At 47.1% G+C, this 17,924-nt stretch carries 12 protein-coding genes; 1 reads left to right on the forward strand and 11 read right to left on the reverse strand.

The genetic code is table 11. From position 1 onward, the window contains the following. Positions 1 to 40: 40 nt before the first annotated feature. Both LVJ86_RS07645 and LVJ86_RS07650 read right to left on the reverse strand, forming a co-directional pair. Positions 41 to 1,639 (reverse strand): peptide chain release factor 3, encoded by a 1,599-nt coding sequence (locus tag LVJ86_RS07645; protein WP_047760311.1) that lies wholly within the window; start codon positions 1,637 to 1,639, stop codon positions 41 to 43. Positions 1,640 to 1,824: 185 nt separating this feature from the next. Beyond that, on the reverse strand, positions 1,825 to 2,292 hold the full coding sequence (locus tag LVJ86_RS07650) for an Lrp/AsnC family transcriptional regulator (RefSeq protein WP_047760312.1): 468 nt from the start codon (positions 2,290 to 2,292) through the stop codon (positions 1,825 to 1,827). A gap of 126 nt (positions 2,293 to 2,418) precedes the next feature. On the opposite strand from LVJ86_RS07650, the gene rarD reads away from it, so the two are divergent. Then, positions 2,419 to 3,324 carry an EamA family transporter RarD gene (rarD, locus tag LVJ86_RS07655; protein ID WP_244702563.1) on the forward strand — a complete coding sequence of 302 codons (906 nt, stop codon included), beginning with the start codon at positions 2,419 to 2,421 and terminating at the stop codon, positions 3,322 to 3,324. Between the two features lie 313 nt (positions 3,325 to 3,637). Here the strand turns inward: rarD and LVJ86_RS07660 are convergent, their stop codons facing one another. From LVJ86_RS07660 to ilvD, 9 genes are all read right to left on the reverse strand, one after another. Beyond that, on the reverse strand, positions 3,638 to 4,309 hold the full coding sequence (locus tag LVJ86_RS07660) for a formate dehydrogenase subunit gamma (RefSeq protein WP_047760314.1): 672 nt from the start codon (positions 4,307 to 4,309) through the stop codon (positions 3,638 to 3,640). Next, positions 4,310 to 5,224, reverse strand: a complete 915-nt coding sequence (gene fdxH, locus LVJ86_RS07665) for a formate dehydrogenase subunit beta (RefSeq protein WP_047760315.1) — start codon at positions 5,222 to 5,224, stop codon at positions 4,310 to 4,312. Between the two features lie 12 nt (positions 5,225 to 5,236). After that, positions 5,237 to 8,290, reverse strand: a complete 3,054-nt coding sequence (gene fdnG / locus LVJ86_RS07670) for a formate dehydrogenase-N subunit alpha (protein WP_075968071.1) — start codon at positions 8,288 to 8,290, stop codon at positions 5,237 to 5,239. 371 nt (positions 8,291 to 8,661) lie between these two features. Continuing rightward, complete coding sequence (locus LVJ86_RS07675) at positions 8,662 to 9,303, reverse strand: TetR/AcrR family transcriptional regulator (protein ID WP_047760316.1); 642 nt, start codon at positions 9,301 to 9,303, stop codon at positions 8,662 to 8,664. 71 nt (positions 9,304 to 9,374) lie between these two features. Further along, positions 9,375 to 10,412 carry a UDP-N-acetylmuramate dehydrogenase gene (murB, locus tag LVJ86_RS07680; RefSeq protein ID WP_047760317.1) on the reverse strand — a complete coding sequence of 346 codons (1,038 nt, stop codon included), beginning with the start codon at positions 10,410 to 10,412 and terminating at the stop codon, positions 9,375 to 9,377. Further along, positions 10,412 to 11,791 (reverse strand): MATE family efflux transporter, encoded by a 1,380-nt coding sequence (locus LVJ86_RS07685; protein WP_047760438.1) that lies wholly within the window; start codon positions 11,789 to 11,791, stop codon positions 10,412 to 10,414. The genes murB and LVJ86_RS07685 overlap by 1 nt, the downstream gene beginning before the upstream one ends. 335 nt (positions 11,792 to 12,126) lie before the next feature. Beyond that, a complete protein-coding gene (locus LVJ86_RS07690; RefSeq protein WP_047760318.1) occupies positions 12,127 to 14,301 on the reverse strand; it encodes a malate synthase G in 2,175 nt (724 codons plus the stop codon). Between the two features lie 212 nt (positions 14,302 to 14,513). After that, entirely contained in the window at positions 14,514 to 15,743 is a 1,230-nt protein-coding gene (gene glcF, locus LVJ86_RS07695; RefSeq protein WP_047760319.1) for a glycolate oxidase subunit GlcF, read from the reverse strand. 182 nt (positions 15,744 to 15,925) lie between these two features. Then, on the reverse strand, positions 15,926 to 17,791 hold the full coding sequence (gene ilvD, locus LVJ86_RS07700; RefSeq protein WP_047760320.1) for a dihydroxy-acid dehydratase: 1,866 nt from the start codon (positions 17,789 to 17,791) through the stop codon (positions 15,926 to 15,928). Positions 17,792 to 17,924: the final 133 nt, after the last annotated feature.

Genomic DNA, 17,924 nt, shown 5'->3' on the forward strand with positions numbered 1-17,924 from the left:
TGAAAATTTCAGACGGCCTTTTTTAACCTAACGGCAGTTGTTAAGCATTTAAATTCACGGCATGTTCGCGTGTTTCATGGAAAACGATATCCGGCCAACGCTCTTGAGTCAGGCTTAGGTTTACCCGATTCGGCGCAAGATAAGCCAAATTACCGCCGGCATCAATAGCAAGGTTCGCAGCATTGGCTTTTTCAAATTCAGCCAATTTTTTCTTATCGTCACACGATACCCAACGGGCAGACCAAATGCTCGCAGTATCAAATACCGCCTCTACGCCGTATTCAGCCGCCAAGCGCGAAGTCACCACTTCAAACTGAAGTACCCCCACCGCACCCAATATCAAATCAGCACCGCTATGCGGCTTAAACACCTGTACCGCGCCTTCTTCGCCGAGCTGTTGCAAGCCTTTTTGCAATTGTTTCATTTTCAGCGGGTTTTTAATGCGGACACTACGGAATAATTCCGGAGCAAAGAATGGAATACCTGTAAACGCGAGCTGTTCGCCTTCAGAAAAGCTGTCGCCGATTTGGATATTGCCGTGATTGGGAATACCGATAATATCGCCCGCATAAGCCTCTTCAACCAACTCGCGGTCGTGCGACATAAACGTTACTACACTTGAAGCGGAGATCTCACGGTTAATCCGCAAATGCTTCATTTTCATACCGCGCTCGAATTTTCCCGAGCAAACTCTCAAGAAAGCAATACGGTCGCGGTGTTTCGGATCCATATTGGCTTGGATTTTGAAAATAAACCCGGAGAACTTCTCTTCATCCGGCATCACCTCCCGCACAGTGGCATCACGGCCCTTCGGTGAAGGCGCCCAATCAATCAGGGAATTCAGGATTTCTTGGATACCAAAATTATTAATAGCCGATCCGAAAAATACCGGCGTCAGCTCACCCGCCAAAAATTCCTCTAAGCCAAACTCATTGGATGCAGCTTGCACCAACTCAATTTCCGCCCGCAAGTTATCCATTTCGAGAGGAAAAAGTTCGTCTAAGCGCGGATTCTCAATACCTTTGATGACTTCAAACTCATGCGGCAATTTTTCACCGCCTGCATCAAACAGATATACTTCATCGTTCAGAATATGGTAAACGCCTTTGAAGTTTTTACCCATGCCGATCGGCCAAGTAACCGGAGCACAGCGGATTTTCAGAATATTTTCCACTTCATCGAGCAACTCTAGAGAGTCTCGAACTTCCCGGTCGTATTTGTTCATAAAGGTAACGATCGGCGTATTGCGCAAACGGCAAACATTCAATAGCTTAATCGTTTGAGCCTCTACGCCTTTGGCCGCATCGATTACCATCAAGGCACTGTCAACCGCCGTCAGAACACGGTAGGTATCCTCCGAAAAATCTTGGTGGCCCGGGGTATCGAGCAGATTCACGGTATGTTCTTTATAATCGAACTGCATAACTGAAGAAGCAACTGAAATACCACGCTGCTTCTCGATTTCCATCCAATCGGAAGTAGCGAACTTACCGCTTTTCTTACCCTTCACCGTACCCGCACTTTGAATGGCACCTGAAAACAGCAATAATTTTTCGGTCAGCGTTGTTTTACCCGCATCAGGGTGGGAAATAATGGCAAAAGTGCGGCGACGGCGCACCTCTTCTGGAATATTAGACATAATTACTCTGTAAAAATAAACATTTCAGGCAGCCTGCCCAAAAGCAGCCTGCCTGTTTAAACTTTCGCAATTATACAGAAAACTTCGTTTTTTTCAATGTACTGTCTACTGTTAGCTGCATTGCGCAAAAGTAAAAAGACCTTTCAATGAAACCTTATCAACCAATTCTTCAGACGGCCTAGCATTCACAGCGTGATTTTAGTTTCCACCTTATTAAAATCCATTACAAACTGGCTTTTAAATGCGCGTACATTATTATCAGCGGTAAAAATACGGCGGGTTAACCGGTGATAATCAGCCATATCGCGCGCATGTACCAACAGCATATAATCATGTTCGCCGGAAATTTCATAACAACACACCACATCGGGCTCTGCTGCCAAGCTCCGCACAAAATGGTCAAGCGCCTGATTGTTTTGGCTGGCCATTTCTACAGCCACAAATACGCTTAGGCTCCGCCCGACTGCCGTAGGGCTGACCAAAGCCACTTGCTTCAAAATAACACCGCTTTCATACAACTGCCGGATTCTCCGCTGACAGGTAGCCGGCGAAGAGTGTACCCTCTCGGCGATTTCGGCTAAAGGAGTAGCGGCATTTTCCTGCAAAATATTGAGAATATTCCGATCCAACCTATCCAAATCATATCCACCCATTTTATGAAAAATTCTTTCTAAAAATAAAAATAAAAGATAAAAAATTTCGATTAAAAAATAATTTCAAAAAATTTTATCATATACTTTCCATAAAATGACGGCTTGTCATTTTTTGCCTACTATCTTATGAATCCCACTTCCAAAGGCATTGCCGCCGCACTACTCTCCAATATCCTTTTCGGGGTTATCTATCTTTATAGCCATTGGCTCAAGCCTTTAAGCGGAACCGATGTTTTCGCATGGCGGATGATTGTAATGCTGGGGGGATTATGGCTATTGGTATTGGTTACCGGCATATGGCCTCAACTCAAGGCTTTCGTATCAGATATCGGCGGTGATACCCGCCGCTGGCTACTAATTTTTTCCGCCACACCTTTGATTGCCGTCCAACTTTGGTTGTTTATGTGGGCACCGGTCAACGGACATGGGGTGAATGTCGCCACCGGCTATTTTCTGTTTCCCTTAATGATGGTGGTATTTGCACGCATTTTTTTAGGTGAAAAACCAAACGCTTGGCAAAAAACAGCCTTGATATTAGCCGCTGCCGGAGTTTTGCATGAAATCTGGCAAACGCAGGCGATTGCGTGGACGACTTGGGTAGTTTGTCTCGGCTATCCTCCTTACTATCTGCTGCGCCGCCAAATGCAAGTACCGGCCCTTATCGGCCTTGTTTTAGACTTAATGTTGATTGCTCCGTTTGCCGCCCTCTATCTGATGATAAACGGTAGTGGCTTGGATGAAGCCGCGTGGTCGTGGAAATATATTGTACTGATTCCTCTCTTGGGTATTTTCAGTGCGGTTTCAATGCAGCTGAATTTGGCTGCCAGCCGCTTCTTACCTGTTCCTCTCTTCGGTATTCTGAGCTACTTGGAACCTGTTTTGCTGTTTCTCGGCTCGTGGATACTACTGAAAACAGAAGTACCGCCCGAATCATGGCCGACTTACGGCTTAATTATCTCAGCCCTACTGGTCAGCGGCTTAGACGGAATCCTTAAAATCTACCGTTTCCGTCATAAAGTAATGGCCTCTTGAATATTTTGGCAGTCTGAATATTTTGGCAGTCTGAATATTTTGGCAGTCTGAATATTTTGGCAGTCTGAATATTTTGGCAGTCTGAATATTTTGGCAGTCTGAATATTTTGGCAGTCTGAATATTTTGGCAGTCTGAATATTTTGGCAGTCTGAATATTTTGGCAGTCTGAATATTTTGGCAGTCTGAATATTTTGGCAGTCTGAATATTTTGGCAGTCTGAATATTTTGGCAGTCTGAATATTTTGGCAGTCTGAATATTTTGGCAGTCTGAAAAAAAGCAGCCTTTCGGCTGCTTTTTTTCAGACTGATCAATCAGTTTTTAGGTCTGATATTCGGTTTAGCTTTATCTTGATGGTTCTCAACTTGTGTATTTTTTTCCATTACTTCGCGGTACCAACGCGGATGATGTTTCTTTGCCCAAGATTGGGTTACCACACCTTCCACCATGGCGCGAATCGTACCTTTTACCCAGAATGCGGCATAAACATGCACAATAATACCCGCAATCAGAATTAAGGCTGCCCAAGCATGGAACAGTAGCGCCAAACGAATCACCGGGATCGGGAACATTTCGGCAAAATAGGGCCGCCAAGCAATAAAGCCTGTAACCAGCAATATCAGCATACACGCTGTCATCAGCCAAAACATTCCTTTTTGGCCGCCGTTATATTTGCCAATATCACCAACTTCATGGCCTTTAAGCACTGTTTTGACCGACTTCATCCATTTAACGTCTTCTTTGTCGATAAAATTGTATTTCCAATAACGGAAAAACTGAACAAAGAAGCCGATAAACATTACCACGCCTACAAACGGATGAATAATGCGCGCCAGCTGGGGAGTACCGAAAACACCCGTCAGCCAGAAAAAGGCCGGATAGAAAAACGCCAAACCCGAAATAGCAAGTAATACGAAACAAACCGCTACTATCCAGTGGTTGATGCGCTCACTACGTTTATAACGCTGAATCAGTTTTTCTTTCATTTATGCATCCTCCTCGCCGTGCAAGGTTTTGCCGTCTTTGCCGATCACTTCGGGTGATTCCTCTTCGGCCCTGCTCGGACCAACGGTAATATAGTGGAAGAAGCCTGTGAGGGTTGCAGCTGCAATACCGATGGTAGCCAAAGGTTTCAAAAAGCCCTTCCATAACTTCACTGTGGTGCTGATTGCAGGTTTTTCCGGCAAGCCACTATACAGACCGGGTTTATCTGCATGATGCAATACATACATCACATGCGTACCGCCCACTCCTTCAGGATCATACAAACCGGCCTTATCGAAACCGCGCTTGTTCAAATCAACAATACGATCTGCGGCAACTTTTTTCATATCCTCTTTCGAGCCGAACTGAATGGCTCCGGTAGGACATGATTTGGCACAAGCCGGCTCTTGACCGACCGCGACACGGTCGGAACACAGAGTACATTTATATGCACGGTTGTCTTTTTTATCAATACGCGGAATATTGAACGGACAACCAGAGATACAGTAACCGCAACCGATACAGTTTTCTTCATGGAAGTCTACGATACCGTTGTGGTATTGGATGATCGCACCGGGTGACGGGCAAGCTTTCAAACATCCCGGATCAGAACAGTGCATACAGCCGTCTTTACGGATCAGCCACTCCAGCTTGCCGTTTTCTTCTACTTCGCTGAAACGCATCACCGTCCAGCTTTTTGAAGTAAGGTCTATCGGGTTGTCGTATACGCCGTGGTTAGTACCGATTTCATCTCGGATGTCATTCCATTCCGAACAGGCTACCTGACAAGCTTTACAGCCGATACAAGTAGTTACGTCAATTAATTTGGCCACTTCCGTGGGCTGACGTACGCCCGGCGGGGGCGTAATGCCGGCAGTAGCGGAACGGCGTTTGATATCTAATGATTGTAATGCCATTGTTTACGTTCCTTATGCTTTTTCCACGTTTACCAAGAAGGTTTTGTATTCGGGCGTTTGTGTATTGCAGTCACCGACAAAAGGCGTTAGAGAATTCACCAAAAACTGCTTCTCACCCGATACGTTTTCCCAACCTCCGTGCAAAGGAATACCAACCTGATGGACAGTTTGCCCATTCACCTGCAAAGGCTTCACTCGCTTGGTCACAACGGCTTTAGCTTTAATCCAACCTCGTTTGGAGCTGACTTTCACCCAATCGCCTTTGGCAATGCCTTTTTCTTTTGCCAACTCCTCACTGATTTCCACAAACTGCTGCGGCTGAGCAATCATCAGTAATTTCACGGACTTGGTCCAGAATTGGAAGTGCTCGGTCAAGCGGTAAGTCGTACCTACATAGGGGTAATCCTGACGCGTACCAACACGGTCTTTCACACTGTCAAACAGGCGCATCGCAGGTGTCTGTACCACTTTAGGATGCAACGGATTGGTTCCGATTGGTGATTCAAGCGGCTCGTAATGTTCCGGGAACGGACCATCCACCAGCTTACGTGCACAGAACAAGCGACCTACCCCTTCTTCATTCATGATAAACGGATTCATACCCGAATCAGGTGCAGCATCCGCTTTGAAGTCGGCCACATCAGCCCCGCTCCATTTTTTACCGTCCCACTCGATCAATACGCGATCCGGATTCCATGGTTTTCCGCTCGGGTCACAAGAGGCACGGTTATAAATAATGCGTCGGTTGGCCGGCCATGCCCATGCCCATTTCGGCGTATTGCCTAAACCACTGTCGGTATTATCACGGCGATCCATTTGGTTGCCCTGCTCCGTCCACGAACCTGAGAAAATCCAAGTTGCGCAAGAAGTAGAGCCGTCGTCCCGTAACTGTGCGAAACCATCAAGCAACTCGCCTTTTTTACGGATCACGTTGCCGTCTGCATCTTTAATATCTGCCAAAGCACGACCGTTTGACTCTTTAGCCATTTCTTCGGGCGTGGGCGCATACGGGTTTTTGTAAGGCCAATTCAATTTAGTAATCGGTTCCGGTGCCGTACCGCCTTCTTTTTCATACATTTCTTTGAGCAGCATATGCAGCTCGGCCAAAATATCGAGATCAGGCAATGCCTCGCCAGGCGGCTTAGCTCCGGGATGGTGCCATTGCAACCAACGCGAAGAATTCACGATAGAACCGGCCTCTTCTGCAAAACAGGGGGTCGGCAAACGGAACACTTCTGTTTGGATTTTTGACGGGTCGACATCATGTGCATCACCGTGATTTTCCCAAAATGAAGCAGTTTCTGTTTTAAGCGGATCCATCACCACCATGTATTTCAATTTGGAAAATGCCTCAGTCACACGGTTAGCATCGGGAAACGAACCTTGGGCATTAAAACCCTGCACCAACAAACCGTTGATTTTACCTTGATACATTAAATCGGTCAGTTGCAAGATATCGTACATCTTGTCCCATTTAGGTAACCAATCGTAACCCCAATTATTTTCTTTGGTTGCCGCATCACCATACATCCATTTCAGGAAGCTAACAAAGAAAGCCGGAGTATTACCCCAATAATTCAATTGCCCGGGGCGAAGCGGTTTCGGCGTTTGCTTGGCCAAATAATCGGCAAACGTAGGATGATTAGTTTCGTTAGGCAACACCATATAGCCGGGCAATGCTGTTGATAACAACCCCAAATCCGACAAACCCTGAATATTTGAGTGTCCACGCAAAGCATTTACACCACCGCCCGACATACCGATATTACCAAGCAATAGCTGTACCATCGCCATCGTACGAATCATTTGCGTACCAACAGTATGTTGCGTCCAACCCAAAGCATAAAGAATAGTACCTGCCTTGTTCGGTGCAGCCATTTCACCCCATGCTTGGGCAACCTTCAGAAAATCTTCTTTCGACGTTCCACAAATGTTATGCATCATATCCAATGTGTAACGTGAATAATGTTTTTTCATCAGCTGCCAAACACAACGCGGATGATGTAAGGAAGGATCCGTTTCCGCATAGCCGTTGGCATCAAGTTGGTAATACCAATTTTCATTATTATATTTTTTCTTAGTTTCATCATAACCGACGAACATACCCTCATCGAAATCATATCCTTCGTCAACAATGAAACTGGCATTAGTATAGGCTTTAACGTACTCCCATTGGATTTTATCGTTTTCAATCAACCAGTTGATTAATGCCCCTAAGAATGCGATATCGCTACCTGAACGGATCGGAGCATAAAAGTCGGCAACTGATGCGGTACGGGTAAAGCGCGGATCGACAACAAATAATTTAGTACCTTTTTTCTTTTTGGCCTCAATAACCCATTTGAAGCCAACTGGGTGCGCTTCAGCCGCATTACCGCCCATCACCATGATGAAATCGGCATGCTGTATATCGACAAACGTATTGGTCATGGCACCGCGTCCGAATGTAGAAGCCAATGCCGATACGGTCGGACCATGGCATACGCGGGCTTGGGCATCTGTGGCAACGATACCGAGAGAGCGCATCCATTTTTGGGTCAAAATACCGGTCTCATTTGAGCTAGCCGAAGCCGTAAGCATTCCCAAAGTCGGCAATCTGTGAACCGGAACACCCGCTTCATTATTTACAATCAGATTAGCATCTCGGTCTGCTTTGATATGTTTCGCGATACGCACCAACGCATCATGCCAAGAGATGCGCTTCCATTCGTTGCTACCAGGTTCGCGCACTTCCGGATAAAGTACACGATTAGGGCTATTGACGAAATCAATCAGTGATGCGCCTTTCGGACATAAAGAACCCCGACTTACCGGATGATCCGGATCACCTTCGATATGGAAAATAGATTTGGTTACGTTTTTAGCACCGTCGCCCAAGCTATACAAAATCGTACCGCAGCCTACCGAGCAATAAGTACAGTTATTACGGGCTTCTGATGCGCGCAACAATTTGTATTGCCGCACTTCCGCCCAAGCATTAGTCGGCATCATACCCATAACAGCCAGGCCGGATGCACCGGCACTGGCGGCGGTTACCTTGAAAAACTGCCGTCTGGTTACGTTCATAGTGGTCTTTCCTGTTGATTAACAGCCATCTTTTCAATGGTCTTCTCGTTGGTCTATTCCGAAAATTCAGATTTCTGACTTCGTATTACCTTTTGAGTTGTTTCAATAAAGGTTCAATAAATTACGGCCAACAGTATGTCTATTGACCGTAACACTTAAATATTGAATAACGTAGTAGAAATGTCTTCCTACTATAAATCCGTTACTTAATTCAGCCCAAATATGCGATACACATTATCAGCTATTGAGGGTTTCAATAGATATGTAATTAATTGTAATCCAGTTAGATATAAATAGTCTATTTTAAATTTATTATGAGCTATAATTAACTTTCATTATCAATTAATATAGTTTTTTACATAACTATAATACTACGCCATAGTTGCCAGCGTGTGATCGAACTCTTCTAAATGCTGCGGTAGCAAGTAAGGTCTCAGCAGGCTTAAGGTACGACGGATACCCCGATATTTGGAATCTTCGGTTAACTTTGCCCTGCCGCGTAAAGAACCGTCAAAATCAAACCAATATTTGGTCACGATCCACATATTCATTGCCAAATCATTCATAGCGGTTTCATCCGCACGGATAATATCCAACTGATTAAGTTGGGAGAGCAAGTTAAGCAGTAAAGGAGAAACCTTGGCCTGGGTAAATGTATTGTGTTCACCTAGAAGCTCGGCACTTCTGGCCAACAATGTATTAACATCGCTAAACAAAAAACGATAGCGCCACATAACATCGTATACTCCTTGCATATAGCTGACGGCATCCGATACGCTGCTGGGCAATACGGCCTGATGCAGATAGACCAACAAGTCTTCGCTATAGCGTTTGAACAATTGGACGATAATTTCGTCTTTATTACGAAAATGGTAATACAGGTTCCCCGGGCTGATACCCAAATATGCAGCGATATGGTTGGTACTGATATTACGTTCACCCTCTTCATTAAATAAGATCAGGCTGGCATCAACGATACGGCTGTAAGTGTTTGGTCTTAATTCTTTTGTCATTACGGCATCTCCTTCGATCTTTTCATATTTTTGCACAATGCACTACAAACATGTAATTGTCAATTGGTTAATCATATTACGTGTACATCAGGCAACCAATTCGGCTCCGGCTGTAATGCGACACCAAACTTTTCTTCCACCTGGTTACAAACATACTCGGCCAAAGCCCGCACATCGGCTGCGCTAGCCTGATTTCGGTTTACCAATACCAAAGCTTGCTTGTCATGTACGGCAGCTCCTCCGACCTCATAACCTTTCAGACGGCATTGATCGATCAGCCACCCCGCCGCTAATTTTACGGAACCGTTTTCTTGAGGATAAGCCGGCATATCAGAATATTGTTTTTTCAGTGCTGTAGCTTGCTGCGCAGGCACAACGGGGTTTTTGAAAAAGCTGCCGACATTACCAAGCTCTTTCGGATCCGGCAGTTTACTTCGCCGGATAATGCAAACCGCATCAGAAACATCTTTCGCAGTGATTTCCCTACCGCCACAGTTCTCTTCTAATATTGCGGCCAAATCGCCATAACGGATATTAGGCTCAAAGTTTTCCCGTAAAGCAAACGTAACCGCTGTAATGACATAACGCCCTTTTCCTTCTTGTTTGAAAATACTTTCCCTGTAAGCAAAACGGCATTGTGCATTATCTAATTCGACAAATTTTCCGGTTTCCAAATCGAAACAACGTACCGAACGGATAACATCCTTCACCTCTACACCGTAAGCGCCGATATTCTGTACGGGCGAGGCACCTACCGTACCGGGAATGAGACTGAGATTTTCCAGGCCGCTTAATCCCATTTCCAAAGTTTGCAAAACGAAATCATGCCAAATTTCACCCGCCTGAGCTTCTATATAAACCAGGCCGTCTGAACGCCCTATTTCACGCACCCCACTATTACACATATGCACGACCAATCCCGGATAGTCTTGCATAAACAACACATTACTACCGCCACCCAACCACAATACGCTACTACGGTCAAATTCAGGCAAGGCACATAATTCAGGTAGCAAAGCAGCATTTTCGAGAGCCGTAAAGTAACGGGCACGGGCATTTAAGCCAAAAGTATTCAGAGGTGTTAAATCGACATTATGCTGAAGCTGCATCACAAAATCCTTTTACGCGCCGCCATTTTTCGGCTGCACCATTCCAAATACCAAACCAAAGCAACGGCAGCCACCGTAAGCGACAACACCAGCGCTGTCCAGAAGCCGTAAATTCCCATATCGCATCCGTAAGCCAACCAATACCCCGGTGCCAATCCGAAACCCCAAAAAGCTACCGCATGAATAAACATCGGCACCCGGGTGAGTTTGTAGCCACGGAGTGCATAGGAGGCGACACATTGCGTGGCATCTGCCAATTGGAAAACCGCTGCAAACAACAATACTGTAGCGGCGATTATCAATACGGCAGCATCATCGGTATACATCCTTGCCAAGGGCTCGCGTAAGAAGACCAATAACAAAGCCGTCAATACCGCCATTATTAAACCGAGCACAACGGAAACACCTGATACGTATCTTGCACGGGCATATTCGCTGCGACCGAGCGAGTAACCTACCCTAACCGTTCCTGCCGCACCGATACTCTGGGGAATCATATAAATCACACTGGTAAGACTAATCACTACCTGTTGTGCAGCCACATAATCCTCACCCAAGCGTGCAACCAAAAAAACAATACATGAAAACAGGCTGACTTCTAGAAAAAACGACAACCCGATAGGCATGCCCAATTTCCAAATCTGTTTGAAAACTTGTTTGTCAGGTTTACTAAATACTGCTGTCAGCTGAAATTGCCGGAAATATTTCTGTTTGGCCACATACAGCCACAACACGGCGGCATTAAACCAAAAAACGATTGCCGTTGCGATGCCGCAACCGACGCCCCCCATTGCCGGCAACCCGAATTTCCCATATACCAGCATATAATTCAGCGGGATATTCAGTAAAAATGCAAGAAAGCTCACAATCATAATGACGCGCGGGCGGTTGAGGCTTGATGCATAGGCATGCAAGCCACGGTGTACCATCGCGGCAGGCATAGCCAGGCTGGTATAAAAAAGATACCAGCTCATTTTACTTTCAACCTCTTCAGGCAGAGTCAAAATCATTTGAAACGGCGCAATCACCGCCCACAGCAACAACATGCCGATAATGCCGAGTATCAGCCCGAACCATAGGCCTTGACGTCCCGTTTCACCGACTTTCTCATACTCACCGGCCCCATGCAGCTGGGCAATCATAGGATTCAGCGCGGTCATCACCCCTAAAAAAGTGATATAAATCGTCGAAAACGCGCTGCTACCCAAAGCAACCGCTGCCAAATCGGCTTTCCCTGCACCACCTGCCATCACGGTATCAACAAACCCTATACCGACTTGGGCTACTTGCGCTATCAGCATAGGCATTGCCAAAACCGCCAGTTTGCGAATTTCTTTTTGAAATACCGGAAAAGAATAACGGTTTAAGTCCAACAGCATATTTTTCCAAACCGTTTCAAACACCGCCATCACAAACGAGGCCGTCTGAAAACAATAATTTTTCTTAAGCAAACCGTGCAGTTTACCAAAAAAAAACAAATTAAGCAGCGCTAAGCTGTCGGATATGCTGACAAACGGTACAAAAACGATCTGCTGATTACACAAAACTACAACACAAAATCCCGTTTTGCATACTTGCACGGTGAAGTTGAGCAGCCGGTTATATTAACCGTTTTTTTATTTTTGAAACACAAATCCAATTACGGTATAGCTTACCCAATTAAAAAGGCCGTCTGAATCTTTCAGACGGCCTTGCTATATTTAAATGGCTATATTTATTGCGATTTTGCCACACGGCGCCAATGATGCAGCAAAGGTTCGGTATAACCGCTCGGCTGCGAGGTGCCTTTGAAAATTAAATCACATGCGGCCAAAAAGGCGGGAGATGAATCGAAACGGCCTACCATCGGAGTGTAAAGCGGGTCGCCTTCGTTTTGTTTATCTACCACACCAGCCATACGTTCCAAGGTTTCGCGCACCTGCGCTTCGCTTACGACGCCATGCGCCAACCAGTTGGCAATATGCTGGCTGGAAATACGCAAAGTAGCACGGTCTTCCATCAATCCAACGTTATGGATATCCGGCACTTTCGAACAGCCTACGCCTTGTTCTACCCAACGTACCACGTAGCCGAGGATGCCTTGACAGTTGTTGTCGAGTTCCTGTTGCTTCTCTGCTTCGCTCCATCCGGTATTTTCGGCCACCGGAACAGTCAGCAAATCATCCAAATAACATTTCGGCTCTTGTGCCAACAACTCTTTTTGCACGTCAAATACGTTTACTTGGTGATAATGCAGGGCATGCAGCGTGGCTGCGGTCGGAGACGGTACCCACGCCGTAGTCGCGCCTGATTTCGGATGGCCGATTTTCTGCTTCAGCATATCCGCCATCAAATCGGGCATTGCCCACATTCCCTTGCCGATTTGTGCTTTGCCGGGCAAGCCGCATTGCAGACCGACTTGAACGTTGTTCAGCTCATAAGCCTGAATCCATTTGCTGGATTTCATATCACCCTTGCGCACCATCGCACCACCCAGCATAGAGGTGTGCATTTCGTCGCCGGTGCGGTCGAGGAAGCCGGTATTGATGAATACGACACGCTCTCTCGCTTCATAAATACATGCAGCCAGATTTACCGAAGTACGGCGTTCTTCGTCCATAATGCCCATTTTCAACGTATTGGGCTGCAAACCGGCAATCTTTTCGATTGCGGCAAATAAATCATTGGCAAAACACACTTCTTCGGGGCCGTGCATTTTCGGTTTCACTATGTAAACCGAACCGGCGCGACTGTTTTTATTTTCACTGCGGTTTAAATCAAACGGAGCAATCAAAGCGGTCATCACGCCGTCGAGAATACCTTCGGGAACTTCGTTACCGTCTTTATCCAATACGGCAGGCGTGGTCATCAAATGGCCCACATTACGGATAAACAGCAGCGAACGGCCGGGGAGTTTGAAGCTGCCGCCGTTGGGTGCGGTATATTCGCGGTCGGCATTCAGTTTGCGGGTAAAAGTTTTACCGCCTTTTTCAACCTGCTCTTCCAATGTGCCGTTCATCAGACCCAACCAGTTGCCGTATACCAGCGCTTTGTCTTCACCGTCGACGGCGGCCACCGAATCTTCACAATCCATAATGGTGCTCAAAGCGGCCTCAAGAATAATATCTTTGATACCGGCAGGATCTTGCGCACCGATGGGGCTGCTTTTATCAATCAAAATGTCGATATGCAGGCCATTGTGCAAAAACAGCAGAGAAGTCGGCGCGTCGGGACTACCGTTGTAGCCGACAAAGAGTTCGGGTGAAGCCAAACCAATGCTGCTGCCGTCTTTCAGCTGGGATTTCAGACGGCCCTCGCTAACTTGATAGGCCACAACGTCTTTATGGCTGCCCGCAGCCAAAGGAATGCTGCTGTCCAATACGTTGCGCGCAAAAGCAATAACCTCATCACCGCGTTTGGGGTTGTAACCTTTACCGGGTGCCAAATCACCGCTTTGATCAATCGCATCAGTACCATATAAAGCATCATACAAACTACCCCAACGTGCATTAGCAGCATTGAGCGCGTAGCGGGCGTTGTTGATCGGCACAACCAACTGCGGTCCGGCCTGCTCGGCCAATTCACGATCGACATTTTGGGTGGATACTTTAAATTCGGCAGGCGCCTCGGCCAGATAACCTTCGGCCTTTAAGAAGGCTTTATAAGCATCATAATCGGCCACCGCACCGGGATGGTTGCGGTGCCATTCGTCCAATTTCAGCTGAAGGCGGTCACGCTTTTCCAACAGCTCGCGGTTAAGCGGGGCAAATTTGTAAACCAAATCGGAGAAATCTTGCCAGAATTGGGCCGACTTTACATGGGGATGTTTAGCCAACACTTCGTTTTCGATAAAACGGAACAGATTTTCGTCTACCTGCAAATCAGCAGCTCGGATGTAGTTGTATGCCATATCGGTGTTCTCCTGTTTTCTTTTTTCTCATATGCGCCAACATCTGTTGACGTTGAAACGAAAATACCATTATTTACAAGAATAATCCATAGTTTACAAATTGCTTTTTATAAAAAGAGGCCGTCTGAAATTTCAGACGGCCTCTTAAAATTAAAATACGGCATCAAAAAAATTTTTTATCAAATATTTAAATTTTATCATTAAACATAAACTCAAACGGTCATTAATTCATCGAGATATTCAATCCAGTGCATCACGGGGATCTGACCACCACCCGCCAAATGACCGATACAACCGATATTGGCTGAAAGTATCACATCCGGTTTGAGCTCACCCAACGCGGCCAGTTTGTTGTCGCGCAATTGTTGTGATAATTCCGGCTGGAAAAAAGAATACGTACCCGCCGAACCGCAGCATAAATGGGCGTCACGCGGCAGCAATACCGTCATACCCAATTCTGAAAACAAGGCCTCTACGCTGCCTTTCAATTTTTGTCCGTGTTGCAGCGTGCAAGGCGGATGATAGGCCAACGTTTGCACCGAAACGCCGGGTTTCATTTTCATACGGATACGTTCGGCTTCGGGCGTAAGAAATTCGACGATATCTTTTGCCAATGCGCTGACCCGAACTGCTTTTTCAGCATAAGCCGTATCATTACGCAAATGGTAACCGTATTCTTTCACCATCGCACCGCAGCCCGAAGCATTAATCAATACTGCCTCCGCACCCGCCTCCAACAACGGCCACCAAGCATCGATATTGCGGCGCATATCATCCAAACTTTGAGCCTCAGCACTCATATGCAAATTAACCGCACCGCAACAACCCGCATTTTGCGGCCGCAACAACTCTACGCCTAATCTGTCGAGCACGCGCAATGTAGCGGCATTGATATTCGGCGACATACCCGGCTGCACGCATCCCTCCAACATGATGGCTTTACGACCGTGTACGGTTTGCGGTACACGACCCGCATCTCGACGAGGCAGTACTTTTGCCGCAATTTTTTTCGGCAACCACGGTTTGAAGGTTTGCGCCATACGGTAAGTAGCTTCAAACAAAGGTTTGTTCAACATTAACCCGCGCAAAGCGTCACGCTTGATTTTTTCAAGAGCAGGCCGCCCCAATTGTTTTTCGATTTCGTTTCTGCCGATATCGGCAAGGTGTCCGTATTGCACACCTGAAGGGCAAGTGGTTTCGCAACTGCGGCAAGTCAGGCAGCGGTCTAAGTGATGCTGCATCGATACGGTAGCGGACATACCTTCGAGCAGCTGTTTGATTTGATAGATGCGCCCGCGCGGGCTATCCAATTCATCGCCGGTTAATTGGTAAGTCGGGCAGGTTGCGGTACAAAACCCGCAATGTACACATTTGCGCAAAATCTCATCGGCAACCTCCCCCTCAGGGGTATGTTTAATAAAATCGGCAAGATTGGTTTGCATAAACAGTTTCCCTTGATACTTATTAGAATATTTCAGACGGCTATTTTTATCACAAAAACAGATCAGATACCCAGCCATTTTCCAGCATGGCAAATATTATAGCCGACTTCGCCTAAACACAGGCCGTCTGAAAATCATGATTTCAGACGGCCTGTGTTGATTACTTTATATAAGTTTTATTTTTAACTACGGCGTTCGACTTGCGATACGTCACGCACCGCACCCGTATCGGCACTGGTCGTCATGGCCGCGTAGGCACGCAAAGCCGCGGAAACATGACGCTCACGGCTTTCCGGTTTCCAAGCTTGCGCACCGCGGGCTTCCATATCCTTACGGCGCTCCTCCAGCTCGGCATCAGATACAGCCAAACGGATACTACGGTTCGGAATATCGATTTCGATGGTATCCCCCTCTTTCACCAAACCGATGGCGCCGCCCTCAGCCGCCTCTGGCGATACATGACCGATACTCAAACCCGAAGTGCCGCCTGAAAAACGGCCGTCGGTGAGCAACGCGCAGGCTTTGCCCAAGCCTTTGGATTTCAAGTAGCTGGTGGGATAAAGCATTTCCTGCATGCCCGGGCCGCCTTTAGGGCCTTCATAGCGAATAACAACCACATCACCGGCAATAATTTGGTTATCCAAAATCGCGGCAACCGCACTATCTTGGCTTTCAAACACACGGGCGCGGCCGGTAAACTTCAAAATACTGTCGTCCACACCGGCGGTTTTCACCACGCAACCGCGCTCGGCAATATTGCCGAACAACACGGCCAAGCCGCCGTCTTGCGAATAAGCATGCGCTTTATTGCGGATACAGCCGTTTTCACGATCCAAATCCAAACTCGGCCATTGGCGGTTTTGCGAAAAGGCTTCGGTGGTACGAATGCCGCCGGGAGCAGCTTTGTAACGCGCATGGGCAATTTCGTTGGCTTCGTTGGCAACGTCCCATTTTGCCAAAGCTTCTTTCAGAGTAGAGGCATGCACGGTAGGAACGGAAGTATCCAAGCAGCCCGCACGGTCAAGCTCTGCCAAAATACCCATCACACCGCCTGCACGGTGTACGTCTTCCATATGGTATTTTTGCGTGGCGGGTGCGACTTTACACAAACAAGGCACTTGGCGGCTGATACGGTCGATATCGGCCATTTTAAAATCGACTTCGGCTTCATTGGCCGCCGCCAAAAGATGCAATACCGTATTGGTAGAACCACCCATGGCCACATCAAGGCTCATCGCATTTTCAAACGCGGCCTTGGTTGCGATGCTGCGAGGCAGCACGCTGTCATCGTTTTGCTCATAATAACGTTTAGTGATTTCAACAATCAAACGGCCCGCTTCCAAAAACAATTCTTTACGCCCTGCATGGGTAGCCAACAGAGAGCCGTTACCCGGCAGCGACAAACCCAAAGCCTCGGTAAGACAGTTCATCGAATTGGCGGTAAACATACCCGAACACGAACCGCAAGTCGGGCAGGCGCTGCGCTCTACCGCTGCGACGGCCTCATCCGAAACTTGGTCATTTGCGGCATCTACCATTGCATCTACCAAGTCCAGTTTGCGCTCGTCGGCAATATTTGCTACACCGATTACCTTACCCGCCTCCATCGGCCCGCCGGATACGAATACGGTGGGAATATTCAAACGCATCGCCGCCATCAGCATACCCGGGGTGATTTTGTCGCAGTTGGAAATACATACCAGCGCATCGGCACAATGCGCGTTTACCATATATTCCACCGAATCGGCGATCAAATCACGGCTGGGCAACGAGTACAACATACCGCCGTGTCCCATGGCGATACCATCATCTACAGCGATGGTATTAAATTCCTTGGCCAATCCGCCCGCTTTTTCGATTTCGCGCGCAACCAGTTGGCCAAGATTGTGCAAGTGCACATGGCCGGGTACGAACTGGGTAAAAGAATTGGCAATGGCGATAATCGGTTTGCCGAAATCGTCATCGGTAACGCCTGTAGCGCGCCAAAGGGCACGGGCACCGGCCATGTTGCGGCCGTGGGTTGAGGTTTTGGAACGGTAATCCGGCATGGTGGTTTCCTTAGCAAGACAAGCCGTCAGAAGTGGTTTTCAGACGGCCTTTATCAGGGTTGTTAGTTATCAAAACACCCGTATATTTTATACCAATCAATAGAGATTAAGAAACGGGCGACATATAGGGAAA

The sequence above is a fragment of the Neisseria arctica genome, assembly GCF_022870905.1.
In the GTDB taxonomy this organism is placed as follows: Bacteria; Pseudomonadota; Gammaproteobacteria; order Burkholderiales; family Neisseriaceae; genus Neisseria; species Neisseria arctica.

What these genes read in the sequence shown, in the direction of transcription:
- murB (WP_047760317.1), bottom strand. Translation starts at nt 10,412, where the DNA reads ATGCAGCTTCAGCATAATGTCGATTTAACACCTCTGAATACTTTTGGC.
- LVJ86_RS07650 (WP_047760312.1), bottom strand. Translation starts at nt 2,292, where the DNA reads ATGGGTGGATATGATTTGGATAGGTTGGATCGGAATATTCTCAATATT.
- ilvD (WP_047760320.1), bottom strand. Translation starts at nt 17,791, where the DNA reads ATGCCGGATTACCGTTCCAAAACCTCAACCCACGGCCGCAACATGGCC.
- rarD (WP_244702563.1), top strand. Translation starts at nt 2,419, where the DNA reads ATGAATCCCACTTCCAAAGGCATTGCCGCCGCACTACTCTCCAATATC.
- LVJ86_RS07690 (WP_047760318.1), bottom strand. Translation starts at nt 14,301, where the DNA reads ATGGCATACAACTACATCCGAGCTGCTGATTTGCAGGTAGACGAAAAT.
- fdnG (WP_075968071.1), bottom strand. Translation starts at nt 8,290, where the DNA reads ATGAACGTAACCAGACGGCAGTTTTTCAAGGTAACCGCCGCCAGTGCC.
- LVJ86_RS07675 (WP_047760316.1), bottom strand. Translation starts at nt 9,303, where the DNA reads ATGACAAAAGAATTAAGACCAAACACTTACAGCCGTATCGTTGATGCC.
- LVJ86_RS07660 (WP_047760314.1), bottom strand. Translation starts at nt 4,309, where the DNA reads ATGAAAGAAAAACTGATTCAGCGTTATAAACGTAGTGAGCGCATCAAC.
- glcF (WP_047760319.1), bottom strand. Translation starts at nt 15,743, where the DNA reads ATGCAAACCAATCTTGCCGATTTTATTAAACATACCCCTGAGGGGGAG.
- LVJ86_RS07685 (WP_047760438.1), bottom strand. Translation starts at nt 11,791, where the DNA reads ATGCTGTTGGACTTAAACCGTTATTCTTTTCCGGTATTTCAAAAAGAA.
- LVJ86_RS07645 (WP_047760311.1), bottom strand. Translation starts at nt 1,639, where the DNA reads ATGTCTAATATTCCAGAAGAGGTGCGCCGTCGCCGCACTTTTGCCATT.
- fdxH (WP_047760315.1), bottom strand. Translation starts at nt 5,224, where the DNA reads ATGGCATTACAATCATTAGATATCAAACGCCGTTCCGCTACTGCCGGC.